Genomic DNA, 16,886 nt, shown 5'->3' on the forward strand with positions numbered 1-16,886 from the left:
CCCGCTACTCCCACCGCTCCCGCTACTCCCACCGCTCCCGCTACTCCCACCGCTCCCGCTACTCCCACCGCTCCCGCCACTCCCACTGCCCTCGCTGCTCCCGGCACTCCCGGACACATCGACATCGATGCGGGGCAACCGGCCCAGGGCGGGAGGCAGTTGCTCACCCGATGCCGCGAGCACCGCCGTCGGCGTGCTGTCCGCGAGGATGTGCCCGAGCTCGCGCTCGCCCGACTTCGGGTTGAGCGGTACGGCGGCGGCACCGGCGAGCAGCGTCGCGACCACGCCGACCGCGGTCTCCAGTCTCGGCGTCGCCCACACGGCGACCCGGCCCGCACCGGCCAGCCGCCCGGCCAACGGCGTGGCGGTCGCGGCCAGTTCGCCGTACGTCAGGGAGCGCTCGCCGAAGCGCAGCGCCGGCCGGTCAGGGGTGGCGGTCAGAGCGGGAAGGAGCGGCGCGGGGAGCGGCGGCACGGGCGGGCCTCCTTTGGTCCGGCGGATCGGGTGGTCGGGCGGTGCGGGCGGTCCGGAGGTGCGGGTGGTTCAGGTGATGTGGGTGGTTGAGGCGCTGCGGCGGAGCGCACATTGGTCGAGTGGCTCATCCAATCCGAGCGTGCCGTGTGGCAACCGCCCGCGTCAAGGACGTACGCTGCCGCTCCGGACGACGGCGGGCGAGGAGGGGCCAGGATGAGCGACGCACTGCGTCCGATGGCGGCGCGCCCGCGCCTGTACGAGCAGGTGCTCGACCGGTTGCGCGCGTACGTCGCCGAGGGCGGGCTGCGCGCGGGCGACCGGCTGCCGACCGAGCGTGAGCTCGCGAACCGGCTCGGCGTGAGCCGCGCCTCCGTGAAGCAGGCGATCGTCGTGCTCGAAGTCCAGGGCCTGGTCGAGGCGCGGCACGGCGGCGGCACGTATTTGATGCGTGACAGTCTGGACAGCGACGTCGTCGAACCGGTCGAGCGGCTCGTCGAGCGCAAGAAGCGGCTGCCGGACGTCCTTGACGCGCGCGAGGCACTGGAGACCAAGCTGGCCGAACTCGCCGCGGAACGCCGCACCGACGCCGACCTCGCGGCGATGCGCGCCGCGCTCGACCGGATGGCCGAGGACATCGCGGTGGGCGGGCTCGGCATCGAGGGCGACCGGCTCTTCCACTCTGCCGTCACCGAGGCCGCGCACAGCGCGCTGCTCGCCGCGTTCATGCGGGAGATCGACGAGCCGGTGGCGGAGTCCCGCACGGAGTCGCTGCGCCAACCGCGCCGTCCCGGCCGCTCGCTCGCCCAGCACCGGGCCATCCTGGAGGCCGTCGAGGCGGGCAACGGACGGGCCGCCGCGACGGCGATGCGCCGCCACGTCCGCTCGGTGGCGAAGGTGCGGCTCCTGGAGTGGGAGCCGGAGGACAGCGCCTGACGGCCGACCGACGGGACGTGCATGCCGAAGGCCGTGCGACCGCGGCTGGGACGGCGACCGCGGCTGGGACGGCGACCGCGGCTGGGACCGCGACTGGGACCGCGACTGGGACTGGGACCGCGACGGCCGTGTAGCTGCGCCGGCCACACGATCGCGTCGGCCGCACAACTGTGCAGCCCTACGGCCGCCTATGGTCGCCCACGGCCGTACCCGCCCCCACGGCCACGGCGCGCCCGTATGACGCCGTACGACGTCCGCACGGCCACGCCACCCGTCCGGCTACACACCGGTCCACCGTTGCAGCAGCCCCCACGTGAACTCGGCCCGTACCTCGCGCGCCCGCCCCTCCTCGTCGGGCGCCGTGAAGGCGAGCCCCCACCGGGTCGGCGCCGAGCCTTCGAGCGGCCGGGCCGGGGCGAAGGCTCGCGCGACCTCGTCGACCGTGCAGGACCACGGGGCGAGGTCGGCGAGCGTACGCAGCACCGGTCCCGGCGCACCAGGGGCGCGGATCAGCCACTCGTTCCAGACGGCGCCGGTCGGTGCCAGCAGCACCTCGAACCGCAGGTCGGGCCAGAGCGGCACCGGCCACAGCAGCGCCTCGCACTCCAGATCGCCCACTTTCCGCGCGAGCCGCACCTCGGGCGCGCCGAGCACCGACCGGTACCGGCTCACCGCCGCCCGTGCCCTCGGGGAGCGGACCATCGCCTGCCACCGCCGGTTGGCCTCGCGCATGTCGGCCACGGAGACGCCCAGATCGGCGCGGGCGGTCTCCACCAGCGTCGGATTGTGATCGGCCATCCGCCGCAGCAGAACGAGCTGGAAGTCGAGAGGGGTGAAGGGCATGAGGTCATCGTCGCGGAACCCCTGGGAAAACACAGAGGAACATGGAATCCTATGTTCGCCATACCGGCCACCAGTTGAAATATCGAACACCGCGCTGCCGGCAACCGCATGGCACGCATTGCTCACGCCAACGCGAGGGAGGGGACCGGTCGTGGGACGCCTCGTACCAGCCGTGACCCGGGCTCTGGACATACTGGAGCTCTTCCTGGACGGGGACGGCACGCTGTCCGCCCCCGACATCGTCCGCAAGCTACAGCTGCCGCGCACAACCGTCCACGAGCTGGTGACCACGCTCGCCGCCCGCTCGTACATCGTGCAGGTGCCGGGCCAGCCCGGCCGCTACCGCCTCGGCGTCCGCCCGTACCAGCTCGGCAGCCGGTACGCGGAGCAGCTCGACCTCGCCGCCGAGGGGCAGCAGGTCGCCCGCGCGGTCGCGGAGACCTGCGACGAGACCGTGCACGTGGCGATCCTGGAGGGCACGGACGTCATCTACATCGCGAAGGTCGACTCCACGCACGCCGTGCGTATGGTCTCGGCGGCGGGGCGCCGCCTGCCCGCGCACTGCACGTCGGTCGGCAAGATGCTGCTCGCCTCGCTGCCGGAGCCTGAGCTGGCCGCCCGCGTCCCCGACGACGCCGAGTTGACCGCCATGACGGAGAACAGCATCACCGACCCGGCCGAGCTGCGCGCCCACCTCGCCCAGATCCGCGAGCGCGGCATCGCGGTGGAGAGCCGCGAGTCGAACACCGACGTGTCGTGCGTCGCCGCGCCGGTGCGCGACCGCACGAACAACGTGGTCGCCGCGCTCTCCATCTCCGTACCGATGATCCGATGGAGCGACGCACTCGAGTCGGACCTCGCGCAGCTCGCCGTGAAGGGCGCGGCGGACCTGTCGGAGCGGCTCGGCCACCGGGGCAAGGAGTGAGCGCCCCGGCCGTCGAGGTGGCGGTGCGGGAGCGGGCGGAGCTCGGCGAGGGCCCCACCTGGGACCCGGCCACGGGCCGCCTGCTCTGGGTGGACATCCTGGGCTCGCGTGTGCACACCTTCGAGCCGGCGACGGGCCGCCGTACGGTCATGGTCACGGAGCAGCACGTCGGCGCGGCCAAGCCCGGCGCCGACGGTGGGCTGGTCGTCAATCTCCGTGACGGCGTGGGACGTTACGCGCCCGACGGCACCTTCAGCTGGCTCCACCACGCCCCCGTCCCCGGCCGCCGGGGCAACGACGCGGCCGTCGCCCCCGACGGCGCCCTGTGGGCGGGCTCGATGCGCTACGACGAGGCCACCGGCGGCGGGAACCTGATCCGCCTGTCCCCGGCAGGCGGCACGGCGACGGAGATCCTCCCCGCCGTGACGGTCTCCAACGGCACGGGCTGGAGCCCCGACGGCACGCGCATGTACTACATCGACACCCCGACGCGCCGCATCGACGTCTTCGACGTACTGGACGGCGGCGAACAGATCGGCGGACGCCGGGAGTTGGCCACGGTGGAGGAGGGCGCGGGCTTCCCCGACGGCCTGACGGTGGACGCCGAGGGCGCTGTCTGGGTGGCCCTGTGGGACGGCGCGGCCGTACGCCGCTACCTGCCCGACGGCACGCTGGACCGAGTGGTCCCGCTGCCGGTCCGGCGCCCCACCGCCTGCGCGTTCGGCGGCGCGAACCTGACCGACCTGTACGTGTCGACCGCCAGGGCGGGCCTCGACTCACCCCACCCGTCGGCGGGTTCGCTTCTGGTGATCCCCGGGGCGGGCAAGGGCCTGCCGCAACCGGCGTACGGATAGGCGACAAGGGGCGCGGGGCCGGTGCCCGGTGCGCGGCTACCGCCGTGCGGGCGCGCCAGGCCACAACGAGAGCCGGAGGCGCGGCTGAACGTCCGGCCGGCCTCGGTGACAACGCGCCGGCCACCACGCACGACGACGAACGAAAGGGACACATTGCGTACCGCCCGCTTCACCCTGGACCCGGCCTTCACCGTGGGCGACGTCGATCCACGGCTTTTCGGCTCCTTCGTCGAACACCTCGGCCGCTGCGTCTACACCGGTATCCACGAACCCGGTCATCCGACGGCGGACGAGCAGGGGCTCCGTACGGACGTGCTGGAACTCGTCCGCGAACTGGGGGTGACGGCCATCCGCTACCCCGGCGGCAACTTCGTCTCCGGCTACAAGTGGGAGGACTCGGTCGGCCCGGTCGAGGACCGCCCGCGCCGTCTGGACCTGGCCTGGCGCACGACGGAGTCGAACCGCTTCGGCCTGTCGGAGTACATCGCGTTCCTGAGGAAGATCGGCCCGCAGGCCGAACCGATGATGGCCGTGAACCTGGGCACGCGCGGCGTGGCGGAGGCGATAGAACTCCAGGAGTACGCGAACCATCCGGGTGGCACGGCTCTTTCGGACCGCCGCGTCGAGCACGGCGACAAGGAGCCGTTCGGCATCCGCCTGTGGTGCCTGGGCAACGAGATGGACGGCCCCTGGCAGACCGGCCACAAGACCGCCGAGGAGTACGGCCGGATCGCCGCCGAGACGGCACGCGCGATGCGCCAGATCGACAAGGACGTGGAACTGGTCGCGTGCGGCAGTTCGGGCCAGGGGATGGAGACCTTCGCGGAGTGGGAAGCGAAGGTCCTGGCCGAGACCTACGACCTGGTCGACTACATCTCCCTGCACGCCTACTACGAGGAACACGACGGCGACCGCGACTCGTTCCTCGCCTCGGCGGTGGACATGGAGTCGTTCATCGAGAACGTGGTGGCGACCTGCGACCACGTGGGCGCGCGCCTGAAGTCGAAGAAGAAGATCAACCTCTCCTTCGACGAGTGGAACGTCTGGTACATGTCGCGTACGGGTGCGGAAGTCGCCGCCCTGGACTGGCCGCAGGCCCCCCGCCTCCTTGAGGACGTCTACACGGTCACGGACGCGGTGGTCTTCGGCTCGCTCCTCATCGCCCTGCTCCGTCACGCGGACCGGGTGAAGGTGGCCTGCCTGGCCCAACTGGTCAACGTCATCGCCCCGATCATGACGGAGCCGGGTGGCGCGGCGTGGCGTCAGACGACGTTCTACCCGTTCGCGCAGACCTCGCGGTACGGCCGTGGCGAGGTCCTGGACGTCCGCGTGGACTCGCCGACGTACGACACCGAGCGTCACGGCACGGCGGACCTGCTGCACGCGACGGCGGTCCGGGCGGCCGACGGCACGGTCACCGTCTTCGCGGTCAACCGGGGCCGGACGGAGTCGCTGCCGCTGGAAGTGGCCCTGCACGGACTGTCCTTGACGCGGGTGGCCGAACACTCGGTGCTCTCCGACGCCGACCCGGACGCCCGCAACACGGCGGCCGAGCCGGAGCGGGTGGCGCCACACGCGGGGGCGGGCACGGTCCTCACGCCGGACGGCACGCTGAAGGCGTCGCTCGAACCGCTGTCGTGGAACGTGATCCGACTGGCATGACAGCACGCCCACACTGCGCGTGACGTGTGGGGGATCTGTGAAACGAGTCAATCGGCGTTCAACCAAAGGTTTTTCGGGGTTCCTGATTCGGTAAAGCGGACGCCCGGACTCCTGTTCACATCTTGTTGAAGTGCACGCAACAAGCGAGGCTCGTTCGCGGCCGCCGGGGACACAGGACCGACGGCCGCGTACCCGCACTGCCCCTGTCAACCCCCCATCAGGAGGCTGCACGTTGCGTGACACAAATCCCCCCACCCATCCCCCCACCCAGCGCCCGAGACGCCGTCGGTCGGCCGCGGCGTTCACCGGAGCGGCCGCGCTCGTCCTCGCCGGGTTCGGCTTCGCCGCGCAGGCCGGCGCCGCCACCGCGCCCGCCGGGCACGGCGCGACGGCCACCCCGCACGTGACCTGGAAGAGCGCCTGCGCCAAGCCGGACAAGCCGGGTGAGATGCGATGCGACGCCAAGCGCGTCACCGGCGGCACCACGGCCTACGACATCGAACGCGCCCGGGCCGGGCACGTCCACCCCGACGCGTCCAGCCCGTCCGGCTACGGGCCGAGCGATCTCCAGTCCGCCTACGGGCTCGCCTCCGCCGCCGCGAAGAGCGGCTCCGGCGCGACCGTGGCCATCGTCGACGCCTACGACGATCCGAACGCCGAGTCCGACCTGGCCGCGTACCGCTCGCACTACGGCCTGCCCTCGTGCACCACGTCCAACGGGTGCTTCAAGAAGGTCGGCCAGACCGGCTCCACCTCCTCGCTGCCGAGCGCCGACAGCGGCTGGGCCCAGGAGGAGTCCCTCGACCTGGACATGGTCAGCGCCGTCTGCCCCAACTGCAACATCCTGCTCGTCGAGGCGGACTCCGCGACGATGACCAACCTCGGCGCCTCCGTCAACGAGGCCGTCTCCCTGGGCGCCAAGTACGTGTCCAACAGCTACGGCGGCTCCGAGTCGTCGTCCGACTCGTCGTACGACTCGAAGTACTTCGACCACCCGGGCGTCGCCGTCACCGTCAGCGCCGGTGACTCCGGCTACGGCGCCCAGTACCCGGCCGCGTCGCGGTACGTGACCTCCGTCGGCGGCACCGCCCTCTCCCGGGACAGCTCCTCGCGCGGCTGGAGCGAGTCCGTGTGGAACACCAGCAGCACCGAGGGCACCGGCTCCGGCTGCTCGTCGTACGACGCCAAGCCGTCCTGGCAGACCGACTCCGGCTGCTCGAAGCGGACCGTCGCCGACGTCTCGGCGGTCGCCGACCCGGCCACCGGCGTCTCGGTCTACGACTCGTACGGCGTCACCGCGGGCTGGTACACCTTCGGCGGCACCAGCGCCGCGTCGCCGATCATCGCGGCGGTCTACGCGCTCGGCGGCACCCCGTCGTCCGGCTCGTACCCGGCGAAGTTCCCCTACGCGCACACCTCCGCCCTGAACGACGTGACCAGCGGCTCGAACGGCAGTTGTGGCGGCTCCTACCTGTGCACAGCGGGCAGCGGCTACGACGGCCCGACCGGGCTCGGCACCCCGCGGGGGGTGAGCGCCTTCACCGGCTGAGCCACACATGTACGGGGAAGGGCGGGCCGCGGCGTACCTCACGCCGCGGCCCGCCCCTTCCTCTCCGCTCGGCCCTACTGGCCGTCAGCCGTCAGCCGTCAGCCGTCAGCCGTCACGCCGTGTCGAACGAGTGCACCGTCGTCGTCCGGTACGTCTGGCCGGGCCGCAGCACCGTCGACGGGAACGACGGCTCGTTCGGCGAGTCCGGGTAGTGCTGGGTCTCCAGGGTCAGGCCGTCGGTCTGGCGGTAGCTGCGGCCCGACGGGCCGACGAGCGAGCCGTCGAGGAAGTTGCCCGAGTAGAACTGCACGCCCGGCTGGTCCGTGGCGACCCTCAGGACGCGGCCCGAGTCGTGGTGGCGCAGCTCGGCGAACTCCACCGGTTCGTCCGTGATGCCCTTGTCCAGGACCCAGTTGTGGTCGAAGCCGTGGGCGAGGACCTGCTGCGGGTGGCCGGCGCGGATGTCACGGCCGACCGGCTTGCCCGCCCGGAAGTCGAACGGCGTGCCCGCCACCGGGGCCAGCTCGCCGGTCGGGATGAGACCGGAGTCGACCGGCGTGTAGCGCGAGGCGGCGATGCGCAGCACGTGGTCCTCGATGGAACCGCTGCCCTCGCCCGCCAGGTTGAAGTACGTGTGGTTCGTCATGTTGATGACGGTGGCCTTGTCCGTCGTCGCCTCGTAGTCGATGCGCCAGTCGCCGCACGCGGTCAGCGCGTACGTGACGGTCACCTTGAGGGTGCCGGGGTAGCCCATCTCGCCGTCCACCGACGTGTAGTGCATCCTCACGCCGACCTCGGTGCCGAAGCCGGAGCGGTCCGTGTAGCCCTCGATGTCCCACACGCGCTTGTCGAAGCCCTTGGCACCACCGTGCAGCGAGTTGTCGCCGTCGTTGACGGAGAGCTGGTAGGTCTTGCCGTCCAGGGTGAACTTGCCCTTGGCTATGCGGTTGCCGAAGCGGCCGATGGTCGCGCCGAAGAACGTCGTGCCGATGACGTAGCTGTGCAGGTTGTCGTAGCCGAGCGCGATGTTGGCGTAGCGGCCGTGACGGTCGGGGACCTCCAGGGACTGGACCGTGCCGCCGTAGGAGATGACCTTCAGGCGGGTGCCGCCGTTCTCCAGGGTCCAGCGGTAGATCTTGGTGCCGTCGGCGAGCTTTCCGAACAGCTCCTTCACCGGCATCCTGCCTCCCGAACCTTTCGAAGGGTGCCCCGGAGTGTGCCGCGCCGCCTGGGCGGTGCCGCCCAGGGCGGTCGCGGCCACCCCGGCCGCCGCTGCCGATGCCATGACCGTGCGTCTGCTCAGTTCCATGTGGTGCGGCTCCTGTCAAGGAAGGGGGCCCCGCCGCGGTGACGAGGCCCGGGCGTTGACGAGATGTACGGACGAGATGGGTGGACGTGATGTACGGACGAGATGGGGGGACGAGATGTACGGACCGGACTCACGAACCGGACTTGCGCTTGTTCCAGACGTCGAAGCCGACCGCGGCGAGCAGAGCGAGGCCCTTGATGACCTGCTGCCAGTCGGTGCCGACGCTCAGGAGGTTCATGCCGTTGTTGAGCACACCGAGGACCAGACCACCGATGATCGCGCCGAGCACGGTGCCGACACCGCCGCTCATCGACGCGCCGCCGATGAACGCCGAGGCGATCGCCTCGAGCTCGAAGTTGAGACCGGCCTTCGGGGACGCCGCGTTGAGGCGGGAGGCCACGACAAGGCCCGCCAGGGCCGCGAGCACGCCCATGTTCAGGAAGACGGTGAAGGTGACCTTCTTGTCCTTGACGCCGGAGAGCTTGGCCGCGGGGAGGTTGCCGCCGATGGCGTAGATGTGGCGGCCGAAGATCGCGTTGCGCATCACGTAGCCGTAGCCGACGACCAGGGCGCCGAGGATGAGCAGCACGATCGGGGCGCCCTTGTAGCTGGCGAGCAGCATCGTGACGACGAGGATCGAGGCGGCGATGGCGACCAGCTTCAGCAGGAACAGGTTGCGCGGCAGGAGGTCGAGCGAGAACTCCTTCTGGCGGCTGCGGTCGCGCACCTCCTGCGCCACGACGAAGACGATCAGCACGATGCCGAGCAGCAGCGTGATGTTGTGGTAGTTGGTGTTCGGGCCGACCTGCGGCAGGAAACCGTTGCCGATCTTCTGCAGACCGTTCGGGAACGGTCCGAGGGTCTGCCCCTTCAGGAGGATCTCGGTCAGGCCGCGGAAGAGCAGCATCCCGGCGAGTGTGACGATGAACGACGGTATGCCGAGATAGGCGATGAGGAAGCCTTGCAGCGAGCCGGCCAGGGCGCCCACGATCAGGCACAGGACCAGTGCCACGGGCCAGGACACGGAGTGCTGGACCGTGAGGACGGCGGCGAACGCCCCGACGAACGCGGTGATCGAGCCCACCGACAGGTCGATGTGGCCCGCGATGATCACCAGCATCATGCCGATCGCGAGGATCAGGATGTAGCTGTTCTGGAGTACCAGGTTGGAGACGTTGCGCGGCAGCAGCAGGTCGCCGTCGGTCCACACGGCGAACAGCGCGACGATCAGGCCGAGCGCGATCAGCATGCCGTACTGGCGCATGTTGCGCCGCAGCCCGCCGAGCACCAGCTGCATCAGGTCCCTGGAGGCGCCGCCACCGGCGCCGCCCGGCGGTGCGGCGGCCGGGCTCTTGTCGGTCACATCGGTGCTCATCGTGTCGCTCCTGTTTCCATTTCGTCTTCGTCGCCCTTGGTCATGTGGCGCATCAGGACTTCCTGCGTGGCCTCGGCCCGCGGGACCTCACCGGTGAGCCGGCCCGCCGACATCGTGTAGATGCGGTCGCACATGCCGAGCAGTTCGGGCAGTTCGGAGGAGATGAAGACGACTGCCTTGCCCTGGGCGGCCAGTTGGTCGATGACCGTGTAGATCTCGTACTTGGCGCCCACGTCGATGCCGCGCGTCGGCTCGTCCAGGATCAGCACATCGGGGCCGGCGAAGATCCACTTGCTGAGGACGACCTTCTGCTGGTTGCCGCCGGAGAGCTTGCCCACCGGTTCGAAGACCGTGGGCGCCTTGATGTTCATCGACTTGCGAAAGCCCTCGGAGACCCGTCGCTCCTCGTGCTCGTCGACGACGCCGCGCCGTGCGACCTTGCCGAGCGCCGTCAGGGAGATGTTGCGGTTGATGGTGTCGATGAGGTTGAGGCCGTAGTGCTTGCGGTCCTCGGTGACGTACGCGATGCCGTGCCCGACCGCCTCCGCGACCGACTTCGTACGGATCTCCGTGCCGTCCTTGAGGACGGTGCCGCCGCCGTACCGCCCGTACGAGCGGCCGAAGACGCTCATCGCGAGCTCGGTGCGGCCCGCGCCCATCAGGCCCGCGATGCCGACGATCTCCCCGCGCCGCACATGGAGCGAGACATCGTCGACGACCTTGCGCTGCTGGTCGATCGGGTGGTAGACGGTCCAGTCGCGGACCTCGAAGGCGGGCGCGGCGCCCGTCTCCGCCTCGTGCGGGGTGCGCTCGGGGAAGCGGTTGTCGAGGTCGCGTCCCACCATTCCGGAGATGATCCGGTCCTCGGTCGTCTCGGCGGACTTCACGTCCAGCGTCTCGATGGACCGGCCGTCGCGGATGATCGTCACCGAGTCGGCGACCCTGCGGATCTCGTTGAGCTTGTGGGAGATGATGATCGAGGTGATGCCCTGGTTCTTCAACTCCAGGATCAGATCGAGGAGTTTTCCGCTGTCCTCGTCGTTGAGAGCCGCCGTCGGCTCGTCGAGGATGAGCAGCTTCACCTCCTTGGAGAGCGCCTTGGCGATCTCCACGAGCTGCTGCTTTCCCACACCGATGTCGCTGACCCGCGTCTCGGGATGGTCGGTGAGCCCGACCCGGCGCAGCACCGACGTGGCGTGCTTGAGCGTCTCGGTCCAGTTGATGAGTCCTCGGGTGGCGTGCTCGTTGCCGAGGAAGATGTTCTCCGCCAGTGAGAGGTGCGGCACCAACGCCAGCTCCTGGTGGATGATGACGATGCCGCGCTGCTCGCTCGCCCGGATGTCCTTGAACCGGCAGACCTCTGAGTCGAAGAGGATCTCGCCCTCGTAACTTCCGTGTGGGTGGACGCCGGAGAGCACCTTCATCAAGGTGGACTTTCCGGCGCCGTTCTCCCCGCAGATGGCGTGGACCTCGCCCTGCGCCACGGTCAGCGTGACGTCGGAGAGCGCTTTGACACCGGGAAAGGTCTTGACGATCGAGCGCATTTCCAGGACGGGTCCCGCCATGGTCGTGCCTTCCAGTAAGTGATGCGATCTGTGCGGCCTGTACGGCCCCTTGGCTTGTACGGCCCGTGTGGCTTGTGTGGCCCGCGCGGGGCTCTACTTGAGCTCGCCGGCCGTGTAGTAGCCGCCGTCCACCAGGACCTGCTTGTAGTTGGTCTTGTCGACGCTGACCGGCTTCAGCAGCTCGGCGGGCACTACCTTGGCGCCGTTGTCGTACGTCTTGGTGTCGTTGACCTGAGGCTTCTTGCCGTTGAGCACGTCGTCGAGCATGGTCGCGGCGACCTTCGCCTCCTTGCGCGAGTCCTTGAACACGGTCTGCGTCTGCTCGCCCGCGATGATCGACTTCACCGATGCCAGCTCGGCGTCCTGGCCGGTGATCACCGGCAGCGGCTTGGACTTCGAGCCGTAGTTGTCGGACTTCAGCGAGGACAGGATGCCGATGGAGATGCCGTCGTACGGCGAGAGCACCGCGTCGACCTTCTGGGACTGGTACGACTTGGTGAGTATGTCGTCCATGCGCTTCTGCGCGGTCGCGCCGTCCCAGCGCAGCGTCGTGACCTGGTTGAGCTTGGTCTGTCCCGAGCGGACGACGAGCTTCTTGCTCTTGAAGTACGGGTCGAGCACGCGCATCGCGCCGTTGAAGAAGTACTTCGTGTTGTTGTCGTCGTTGGAGCCCGCGAACAGCTCGATGTTGAACGGACCCTTGCCCTGCTTCAGGCCCAGCTTGTCGACGATGTAGTTGGCCTGGAGCTCGCCGACCTTCTCGTTGTCGAAGGAGGCGTAGTAGTCGACGTTCTTCGAGTCGAGGATGAGCCGGTCGTAGGCGATGACCGGGATGTGCGCGTCGTGCGCCTGCTGCAGCACGTTGGTGAGCGACTTGTTGTCGATCGCCGCGATGATCAGGCCCTTGACGCCCTGCGTGATCAGGTTCTCGATCTGCGAGACCTGCTCGTCGGGCTGGTCCTCGCCGAAGACGACCTTGGTCTTGTACCCCTTGCTCTGGAGGTCCTTCGCGATGTTCTTGCCGTCGGTGATCCAGCGCTCGGACGACTTCGTCGGCATCGCGATGCCGATCGTGCCGCCCTTGGCGCTGCTCGTCTTCTCGTCGCTGCCCCCCTTGCTGTTCTGACCGCAGGCGGTCAGGGTCAGGGCCAGGGTGGCGGTCGCTGCTGTCGCTGCCAGGACGGCTCTGCGGTTGCGCATGATCATATTCCTTGCCGTGTGGGTTATTCGGAGATGTCGAAGCGGTTGAGCTTGCCGGGCAGCCGCGAGCCGAGCGCGGCCATGCCGCCGTCGGCCCCGTGCCGGGCGAGCAGGTCGAGCGCCAGCCGGCCCCTGCGCACCCGCTCGCGGGCGGTGTCCAGGGTGACGTCACGCAGCTGGGCGCCGTACGGGTAGATGCCGGGCGCCTTGGCCAGGCCGAACTTCAGGTACATCGGAGCGCCGCGGCGCACCAGTTCGGCGATCTCGTACATCCGGACGTAGCCGCCGAGGTCGTCGGGCGCCTCGACGTACATGTCGAGCGGCGCCGCCGACACCCGCCGGATCTCGGTGAGGTGAGCGAGAGTCAGGTCGCTCGGTACGTTCAGGGAGTCGGCGCCGAGCCGCTCGAACACGGCGTACGAGGCCGGGTTGACGGGCCCGATGAGCGCGGACACCTTCAGCGTGGTGCCGGCCGGGATGATGCCCTGGGCGCGCGCCCGGTGCAGCGTCCACAGCACGCCCTCGTCGGCGACGAGCAGGCAGGTGACGCCCAACTCCGTGGCTCGTACGGCGTCTTCGACGCAGCCCGCGACGGCGTCGTGGCCACGGGCGCGCAGACCCGCTCCGTGCGAGTCGGTGCGTACCGAGGCGCCGGTGTCCCAGGTGCCGCGCGGGCCGGTGAACAGGCAGAGTTCGATGTCGCGCTCGGCGGTCGCCTCCACCATCTCCACGATCTCGGCGTCGCGCAGCATCCAGACTCCGCTGCCCTGGCTGATCCGGTGGATGGGGACGTCGAGCCGGGATGCCTCCTTGAGGACCACGCCGACGGCCTCCGGCCCTTCGACGGACGGGATCTCCACGCGCCAGGTGCCGCCGTCCGGGAAGGTGTGCGGGGAGGCGTCCGCGGGGTCGGGGGCGGATGTGGGCAGGCCCAGGGTGGTCAGGGCGGGTTCGCCGGGGCGGCGGGGAGTGTCGGTCACGCTGGTCCTTTACGGTTGTTCGAGATTTCGGACGAGGTTCGCGTCGAAGAGTGCGGGCCGGGAGCCGGTGCCCGAGAGCCGGTCGCGCGGAGCCGGTGGTGCGTCGCCGGCCGCCGTGGGCGGCCGTTACGGGCGCAGCAGCACCTTCCCCACCTTCGGGTCCCCGGCTCCCACCAGGTCGATGGCCTCGGTGAACCGGTCGAGCGGCAGTTCGTGCGTGACGAGCGGCGCCGGGTCGAGCAGGCCCGCCCCGAACGCCCGCACGGCGTGCGCCCAGGCCGCGGGCGGCGCTCCGAACACGGTGCGCACCTCCAGCTGCCGCACCACCAGGTCGGTCGGGTCGAGCCCGTCCGCCCCCGCCGCCGGGATACCGGTGAGCACGAGCCGTCCGCCGCGCCGCAGCAGCGAGGCCGCCGTGCGGGCGGCCGACGCGGAACCGGCCGTCTCGATCACCACGTCGAAGTCGTCGGGCAGCTCGCCCGTGCGCAGCCTGAAGTCCGTGGCGCCGAACTGCCGCGACAGGGCGGCGCGTTCGTCGCGCGTCCCGACGACGAGCAGCTCGGCCGGGGCCGCGGCGGCCAGGAACTGGACGGCGAACATGCCCAGGGTTCCCGTTCCCACGACGGCCACCCGCTGTCCGGGCACCGCCTCGGCCCGCAGCGCCGCGGCGGCCACGCACGCGGCCGGTTCGAGCAGCGCCGCGGCCGTCAGGTCGGCGTCGTCGGGCAGGACGTGGAGCAGTCGCGCGGGCAGCGTCAGCGTCGTGGCCATCGCGCCCGGCCGGGTGAACCCCGTCTCCTCGTACCCGGCGGTGCACAACGTCGTCTCGCCGGCGTGGCACCGCTCGCACACCTGGCAGTTGCGGAACCCCTCGCCGACCACCTTGCGGCCGGTCAGCGCCCCGGGCACGCCGTCGCCGACCGCCTCCACCGTGCCGGACCACTCGTGGCCGGGGGTGAGCGGGTAGCGGACGTAGCCCTCGGGGCGGTTGCCCTGGTAGACCTCGCGGTCGCTGCCGCAGATGCCCACCGCGTGCACACGCACCCGCGCCTCGCCGGGGCCCGGCTCGGCGGGGGAGTGCGGGACGAGGCGGTGGCTGCCGGGCGCCTCCACGACGACGGCGGAGCCCGCGGCGCCGGACGCGGCGGAGGTCACTTGCCGCCGCCCTTCGGGTCGCGCTTCTCCCAGCCCTCGGCCCACAGGTCGAACCGGGCCTGCTGCTGCGGGAACTCGGCCGCGGCGTCGACGTCGAGCTCCACGCCGAGGCCGGGGGCCTCGCTGAGGTGGAAGCATCCGGTCTCCGGGTCGACCCGCGGCGCGCCCTTGATCACCTTCTTGATGTCGGCGTCGGCGAAGTCGTTGAAGTGCTCCAGGATCTTGAAGTTCGGTGCGGTGAAGCCGACCTGGAGCGAGGCGGCGGTCAGTACCGGTCCGCCCACGTTGTGCGGGGCCACCAGCATGTAGTGGGTCTCGGCGGTCGCCGCCAGCTTCCGGGTCTCCCAGATGCCGCCGATGTGGCCGACGTCGGGCTGGATGATGTCGGCGGCCTGGTTCTCGAAGAGCTCGCGGAACTCGATCCGGTCGTGGATCCGCTCGCCGGTCGCCACCGGCATGTCCACCTTCGCGGCGACCTTCTCCAGGGCCTTCAGGTTCTCCGGCGGCACCGGCTCCTCCAGCCACGCGGGCTTGAAGGGTGCCATCTCGTGCGCGAGCCGGATCGCGGTGGCGGGGGAGAAGCGGCCGTGCATCTCCAGCATCAGTTCGGCGTCGGGCCCGATGGCGTCGCGGACGGCCTCGATCAGCGAGACGGCGTACAGCGTCTGCTCGTGGTCGAGCTCGAAGTGGCCGGTGCCGAAGGGGTCGATCTTCAGCGCCCTGTACCCGCGCTCCATGACCCCCTGCGCCGCCTTGTGGTACGCCTCCGGGGTCCGCTCGGTGGTGTACCAGCCGTTGGCGTACGCCTTGACCTTGTCGGTCACCTTGCCGCCGAGCAGCTGCCAGACCGGCACGCCGAGCGCCTTGCCCTTGATGTCCCAGCAGGCCATCTCGATCACGGCGACGCCGGACATGACGATCTCGCCCGCCCGCCCGTAGTCCCCGTACTTCATGCGTCGTGCGAGGTCCTCGACGGCGAACGGGTCGGAGCCGAGAATGTGATTGGTCTTCGCCTCGTTCAGGTACCCGATGAGTGCGTCGGTGTGGCCCAGCATGCGGGTCTCGCCGACGCCCGTGATCCCCTCGTCGGTGTGCACCTGGACGTAGGTGAGATTCCGCCACGGAGTGCCGACGACATGTGTGCTGATTCCCGTGATGCGCAAGGCAGTTGCCCCCTGAGCCGTTCGATATTTCGTCACACGTTCGAAATGCTGGCGTGACAGTAAGACCGGTCCACGGGGGTGTCAATGGGTCTGCGCGGCCAGGAGGCCCAGCCGTGGTGAAGACGTGACCTAGGGGCAGCCTCGGTGCGACACGCCCGTCCACACACAAGATTCACGGCATGGCCTTTTTTCGTGACCGGCCGGGCCCATAGCCTCCGTACGTCATGGATTACTGCCACCTGTGCCACAGACACCTCAACGGCGCCCTGGCCTGCCCTGGTTGCGGCACTCCCGCCGAAGAGGTGCGTGCCCAGGCCGGTTCGACCGTCGCGTACGAGACGGACGACGGAACTCGGGCCGTGCCCGAGACGGCCGAGCCCAGGCGTCCGCACAGTCGCCGCCGCACCCGCTCGCGCAGGGCACACCGCCGCAGGCGCAACCGTATCCTCCTCGCCACCGCGGGCCTGGCCCTGGCGGCGGGCGGTGTGAGCCTCGCCGAACTCGGCTCGGAGGCGCCGGGCGACGCGCCCCGCGCGGCGCCGGACATCTCCGAGGGGGTGACCGACCCGGCCGAGACGGCCCCCGGCCCGACCGCGCCCGACCGGCCCGGCGCGACGAGGTCCTCCTCCGCCGCCTCCGCCGCCTCCGCGGCCACGGCGTCGGCATCCGACTCGCCGAGCCCGTCGGCCGACGACGGCTCGCCGTCGGCGAGTGCGAGGAGCAGCGCCACAGCACCGTCGTCTTCGGCGGCGGCGCCGCCGAGCGGACAGCCGACACGGCAGACGGCGCCGACGACACCGGGCCCGACCGCGACGACCGGCGAGCCGTCGTCCCCCACGCCGACCCCCGAACCGAAGCCGTCGGACACGTGTACGCGGTTCTTGTGGTGGTGCACCTGA

The 16,886-nt window shown here is 70.4% G+C and carries 15 protein-coding genes; 6 read left to right on the top strand and 9 right to left on the bottom strand.

From position 1 onward, the window contains the following. Positions 1-474: AMP-binding protein (locus OFY01_RS09375; protein ID WP_266598191.1), on the bottom strand; the 474-nt coding region annotated here is incomplete at its 3' end. A gap of 213 nt (positions 475-687) precedes the next feature. On the opposite strand from OFY01_RS09375, the gene OFY01_RS09380 reads away from it, so the two are divergent. Next, positions 688-1,407, top strand: coding sequence for a FadR/GntR family transcriptional regulator (locus OFY01_RS09380; RefSeq protein WP_266598193.1), 720 nt, complete (start codon positions 688-690; stop codon positions 1,405-1,407). A 279-nt stretch (positions 1,408-1,686) separates the two neighbouring features. Here the strand turns inward: OFY01_RS09380 and OFY01_RS09385 are convergent, their stop codons facing one another. Then, on the bottom strand, positions 1,687-2,250 hold the full coding sequence (locus OFY01_RS09385) for a hypothetical protein (protein WP_266598195.1): 564 nt from the start codon (positions 2,248-2,250) through the stop codon (positions 1,687-1,689). A 151-nt stretch (positions 2,251-2,401) separates the two neighbouring features. On the opposite strand from OFY01_RS09385, the gene OFY01_RS09390 reads away from it, so the two are divergent. The 4 genes from OFY01_RS09390 (at position 2,402) to OFY01_RS09405 (ending at position 7,240) form a co-directional block, all read left to right on the top strand. Further along, positions 2,402-3,175 (top strand): IclR family transcriptional regulator, encoded by a 774-nt coding sequence (locus tag OFY01_RS09390; RefSeq protein ID WP_266598196.1) that lies wholly within the window; start codon positions 2,402-2,404, stop codon positions 3,173-3,175. After that, the gene (locus tag OFY01_RS09395) at positions 3,172-4,029 is read left to right on the top strand and encodes an SMP-30/gluconolactonase/LRE family protein (RefSeq protein ID WP_266598198.1); all 858 of its coding nucleotides are present in this window, start codon (positions 3,172-3,174) and stop codon (positions 4,027-4,029) included. Before OFY01_RS09390 ends, OFY01_RS09395 begins: the two co-directional genes overlap by 4 nt. Before the next feature lie 153 nt (positions 4,030-4,182). Continuing rightward, positions 4,183-5,691 (top strand): arabinosylfuranosidase ArfA, encoded by a 1,509-nt coding sequence (gene arfA, locus OFY01_RS09400; RefSeq protein WP_266598200.1) that lies wholly within the window; start codon positions 4,183-4,185, stop codon positions 5,689-5,691. A gap of 232 nt (positions 5,692-5,923) precedes the next feature. Then, positions 5,924-7,240 carry a S53 family peptidase gene (locus tag OFY01_RS09405; protein ID WP_266598202.1) on the top strand — a complete coding sequence of 439 codons (1,317 nt, stop codon included), beginning with the start codon at positions 5,924-5,926 and terminating at the stop codon, positions 7,238-7,240. A 112-nt stretch (positions 7,241-7,352) separates the two neighbouring features. On the opposite strand, the gene OFY01_RS09410 is transcribed toward OFY01_RS09405, so the two are convergent. The 7 genes from OFY01_RS09410 to OFY01_RS09440 form a co-directional block, all read right to left on the bottom strand. Further along, positions 7,353-8,549, bottom strand: a complete 1,197-nt coding sequence (locus tag OFY01_RS09410; RefSeq protein WP_266598204.1) for an aldose epimerase family protein — start codon at positions 8,547-8,549, stop codon at positions 7,353-7,355. A 130-nt stretch (positions 8,550-8,679) separates the two neighbouring features. Next, positions 8,680-9,924: a multiple monosaccharide ABC transporter permease gene (mmsB, locus tag OFY01_RS09415; protein WP_266598206.1), complete on the bottom strand. Its 1,245-nt coding sequence runs from the start codon at positions 9,922-9,924 to the stop codon at positions 8,680-8,682. Then, positions 9,921-11,489 (bottom strand): multiple monosaccharide ABC transporter ATP-binding protein, encoded by a 1,569-nt coding sequence (gene mmsA, locus OFY01_RS09420; RefSeq protein WP_266598208.1) that lies wholly within the window; start codon positions 11,487-11,489, stop codon positions 9,921-9,923. The genes mmsB and mmsA overlap by 4 nt, the downstream gene beginning before the upstream one ends. A gap of 93 nt (positions 11,490-11,582) precedes the next feature. Next, positions 11,583-12,689 carry a multiple monosaccharide ABC transporter substrate-binding protein gene (chvE, locus tag OFY01_RS09425; RefSeq protein ID WP_266598210.1) on the bottom strand — a complete coding sequence of 369 codons (1,107 nt, stop codon included), beginning with the start codon at positions 12,687-12,689 and terminating at the stop codon, positions 11,583-11,585. 23 nt (positions 12,690-12,712) lie between these two features. Continuing rightward, positions 12,713-13,669 carry a hypothetical protein gene (locus tag OFY01_RS09430; protein WP_266598212.1) on the bottom strand — a complete coding sequence of 319 codons (957 nt, stop codon included), beginning with the start codon at positions 13,667-13,669 and terminating at the stop codon, positions 12,713-12,715. A 126-nt stretch (positions 13,670-13,795) separates the two neighbouring features. Further along, positions 13,796-14,824 (bottom strand): zinc-dependent alcohol dehydrogenase, encoded by a 1,029-nt coding sequence (locus OFY01_RS09435; RefSeq protein WP_266598214.1) that lies wholly within the window; start codon positions 14,822-14,824, stop codon positions 13,796-13,798. Further along, positions 14,821-15,987, bottom strand: a complete 1,167-nt coding sequence (locus OFY01_RS09440) for a mandelate racemase/muconate lactonizing enzyme family protein (RefSeq protein ID WP_266598216.1) — start codon at positions 15,985-15,987, stop codon at positions 14,821-14,823. The genes OFY01_RS09435 and OFY01_RS09440 overlap by 4 nt, the downstream gene beginning before the upstream one ends. A 224-nt stretch (positions 15,988-16,211) precedes the next feature. Here OFY01_RS09440 and OFY01_RS32750 point away from each other — a divergent pair, with 224 nt between their 5' ends. Continuing rightward, the gene (locus OFY01_RS32750; protein ID WP_456115286.1) at positions 16,212-16,886 is read left to right on the top strand and encodes an SCO2400 family protein; all 675 of its coding nucleotides are present in this window, start codon (positions 16,212-16,214) and stop codon (positions 16,884-16,886) included.

The sequence above is a fragment of the Streptomyces beihaiensis genome (genome assembly GCF_026274175.1).
Taxonomy (GTDB): domain Bacteria; phylum Actinomycetota; class Actinomycetes; order Streptomycetales; family Streptomycetaceae; genus Streptomyces; species Streptomyces beihaiensis.

Bases quoted from the DNA above. Each gene is read 5' to 3' on its own strand.
- OFY01_RS09380 (WP_266598193.1), top strand. From the start codon at position 688: ATGAGCGACGCACTGCGTCCGATGGCGGCGCGCCCGCGCCTGTACGAG.
- OFY01_RS09385 (WP_266598195.1), bottom strand. From the start codon at position 2,250: ATGCCCTTCACCCCTCTCGACTTCCAGCTCGTTCTGCTGCGGCGGATG.
- OFY01_RS09410 (WP_266598204.1), bottom strand. From the start codon at position 8,549: ATGGAACTGAGCAGACGCACGGTCATGGCATCGGCAGCGGCGGCCGGG.
- mmsB (WP_266598206.1), bottom strand. From the start codon at position 9,924: ATGAGCACCGATGTGACCGACAAGAGCCCGGCCGCCGCACCGCCGGGC.
- mmsA (WP_266598208.1), bottom strand. From the start codon at position 11,489: ATGGCGGGACCCGTCCTGGAAATGCGCTCGATCGTCAAGACCTTTCCC.
- chvE (WP_266598210.1), bottom strand. From the start codon at position 12,689: ATGCGCAACCGCAGAGCCGTCCTGGCAGCGACAGCAGCGACCGCCACC.
- OFY01_RS32750 (WP_456115286.1), top strand. From the start codon at position 16,212: ATGGATTACTGCCACCTGTGCCACAGACACCTCAACGGCGCCCTGGCC.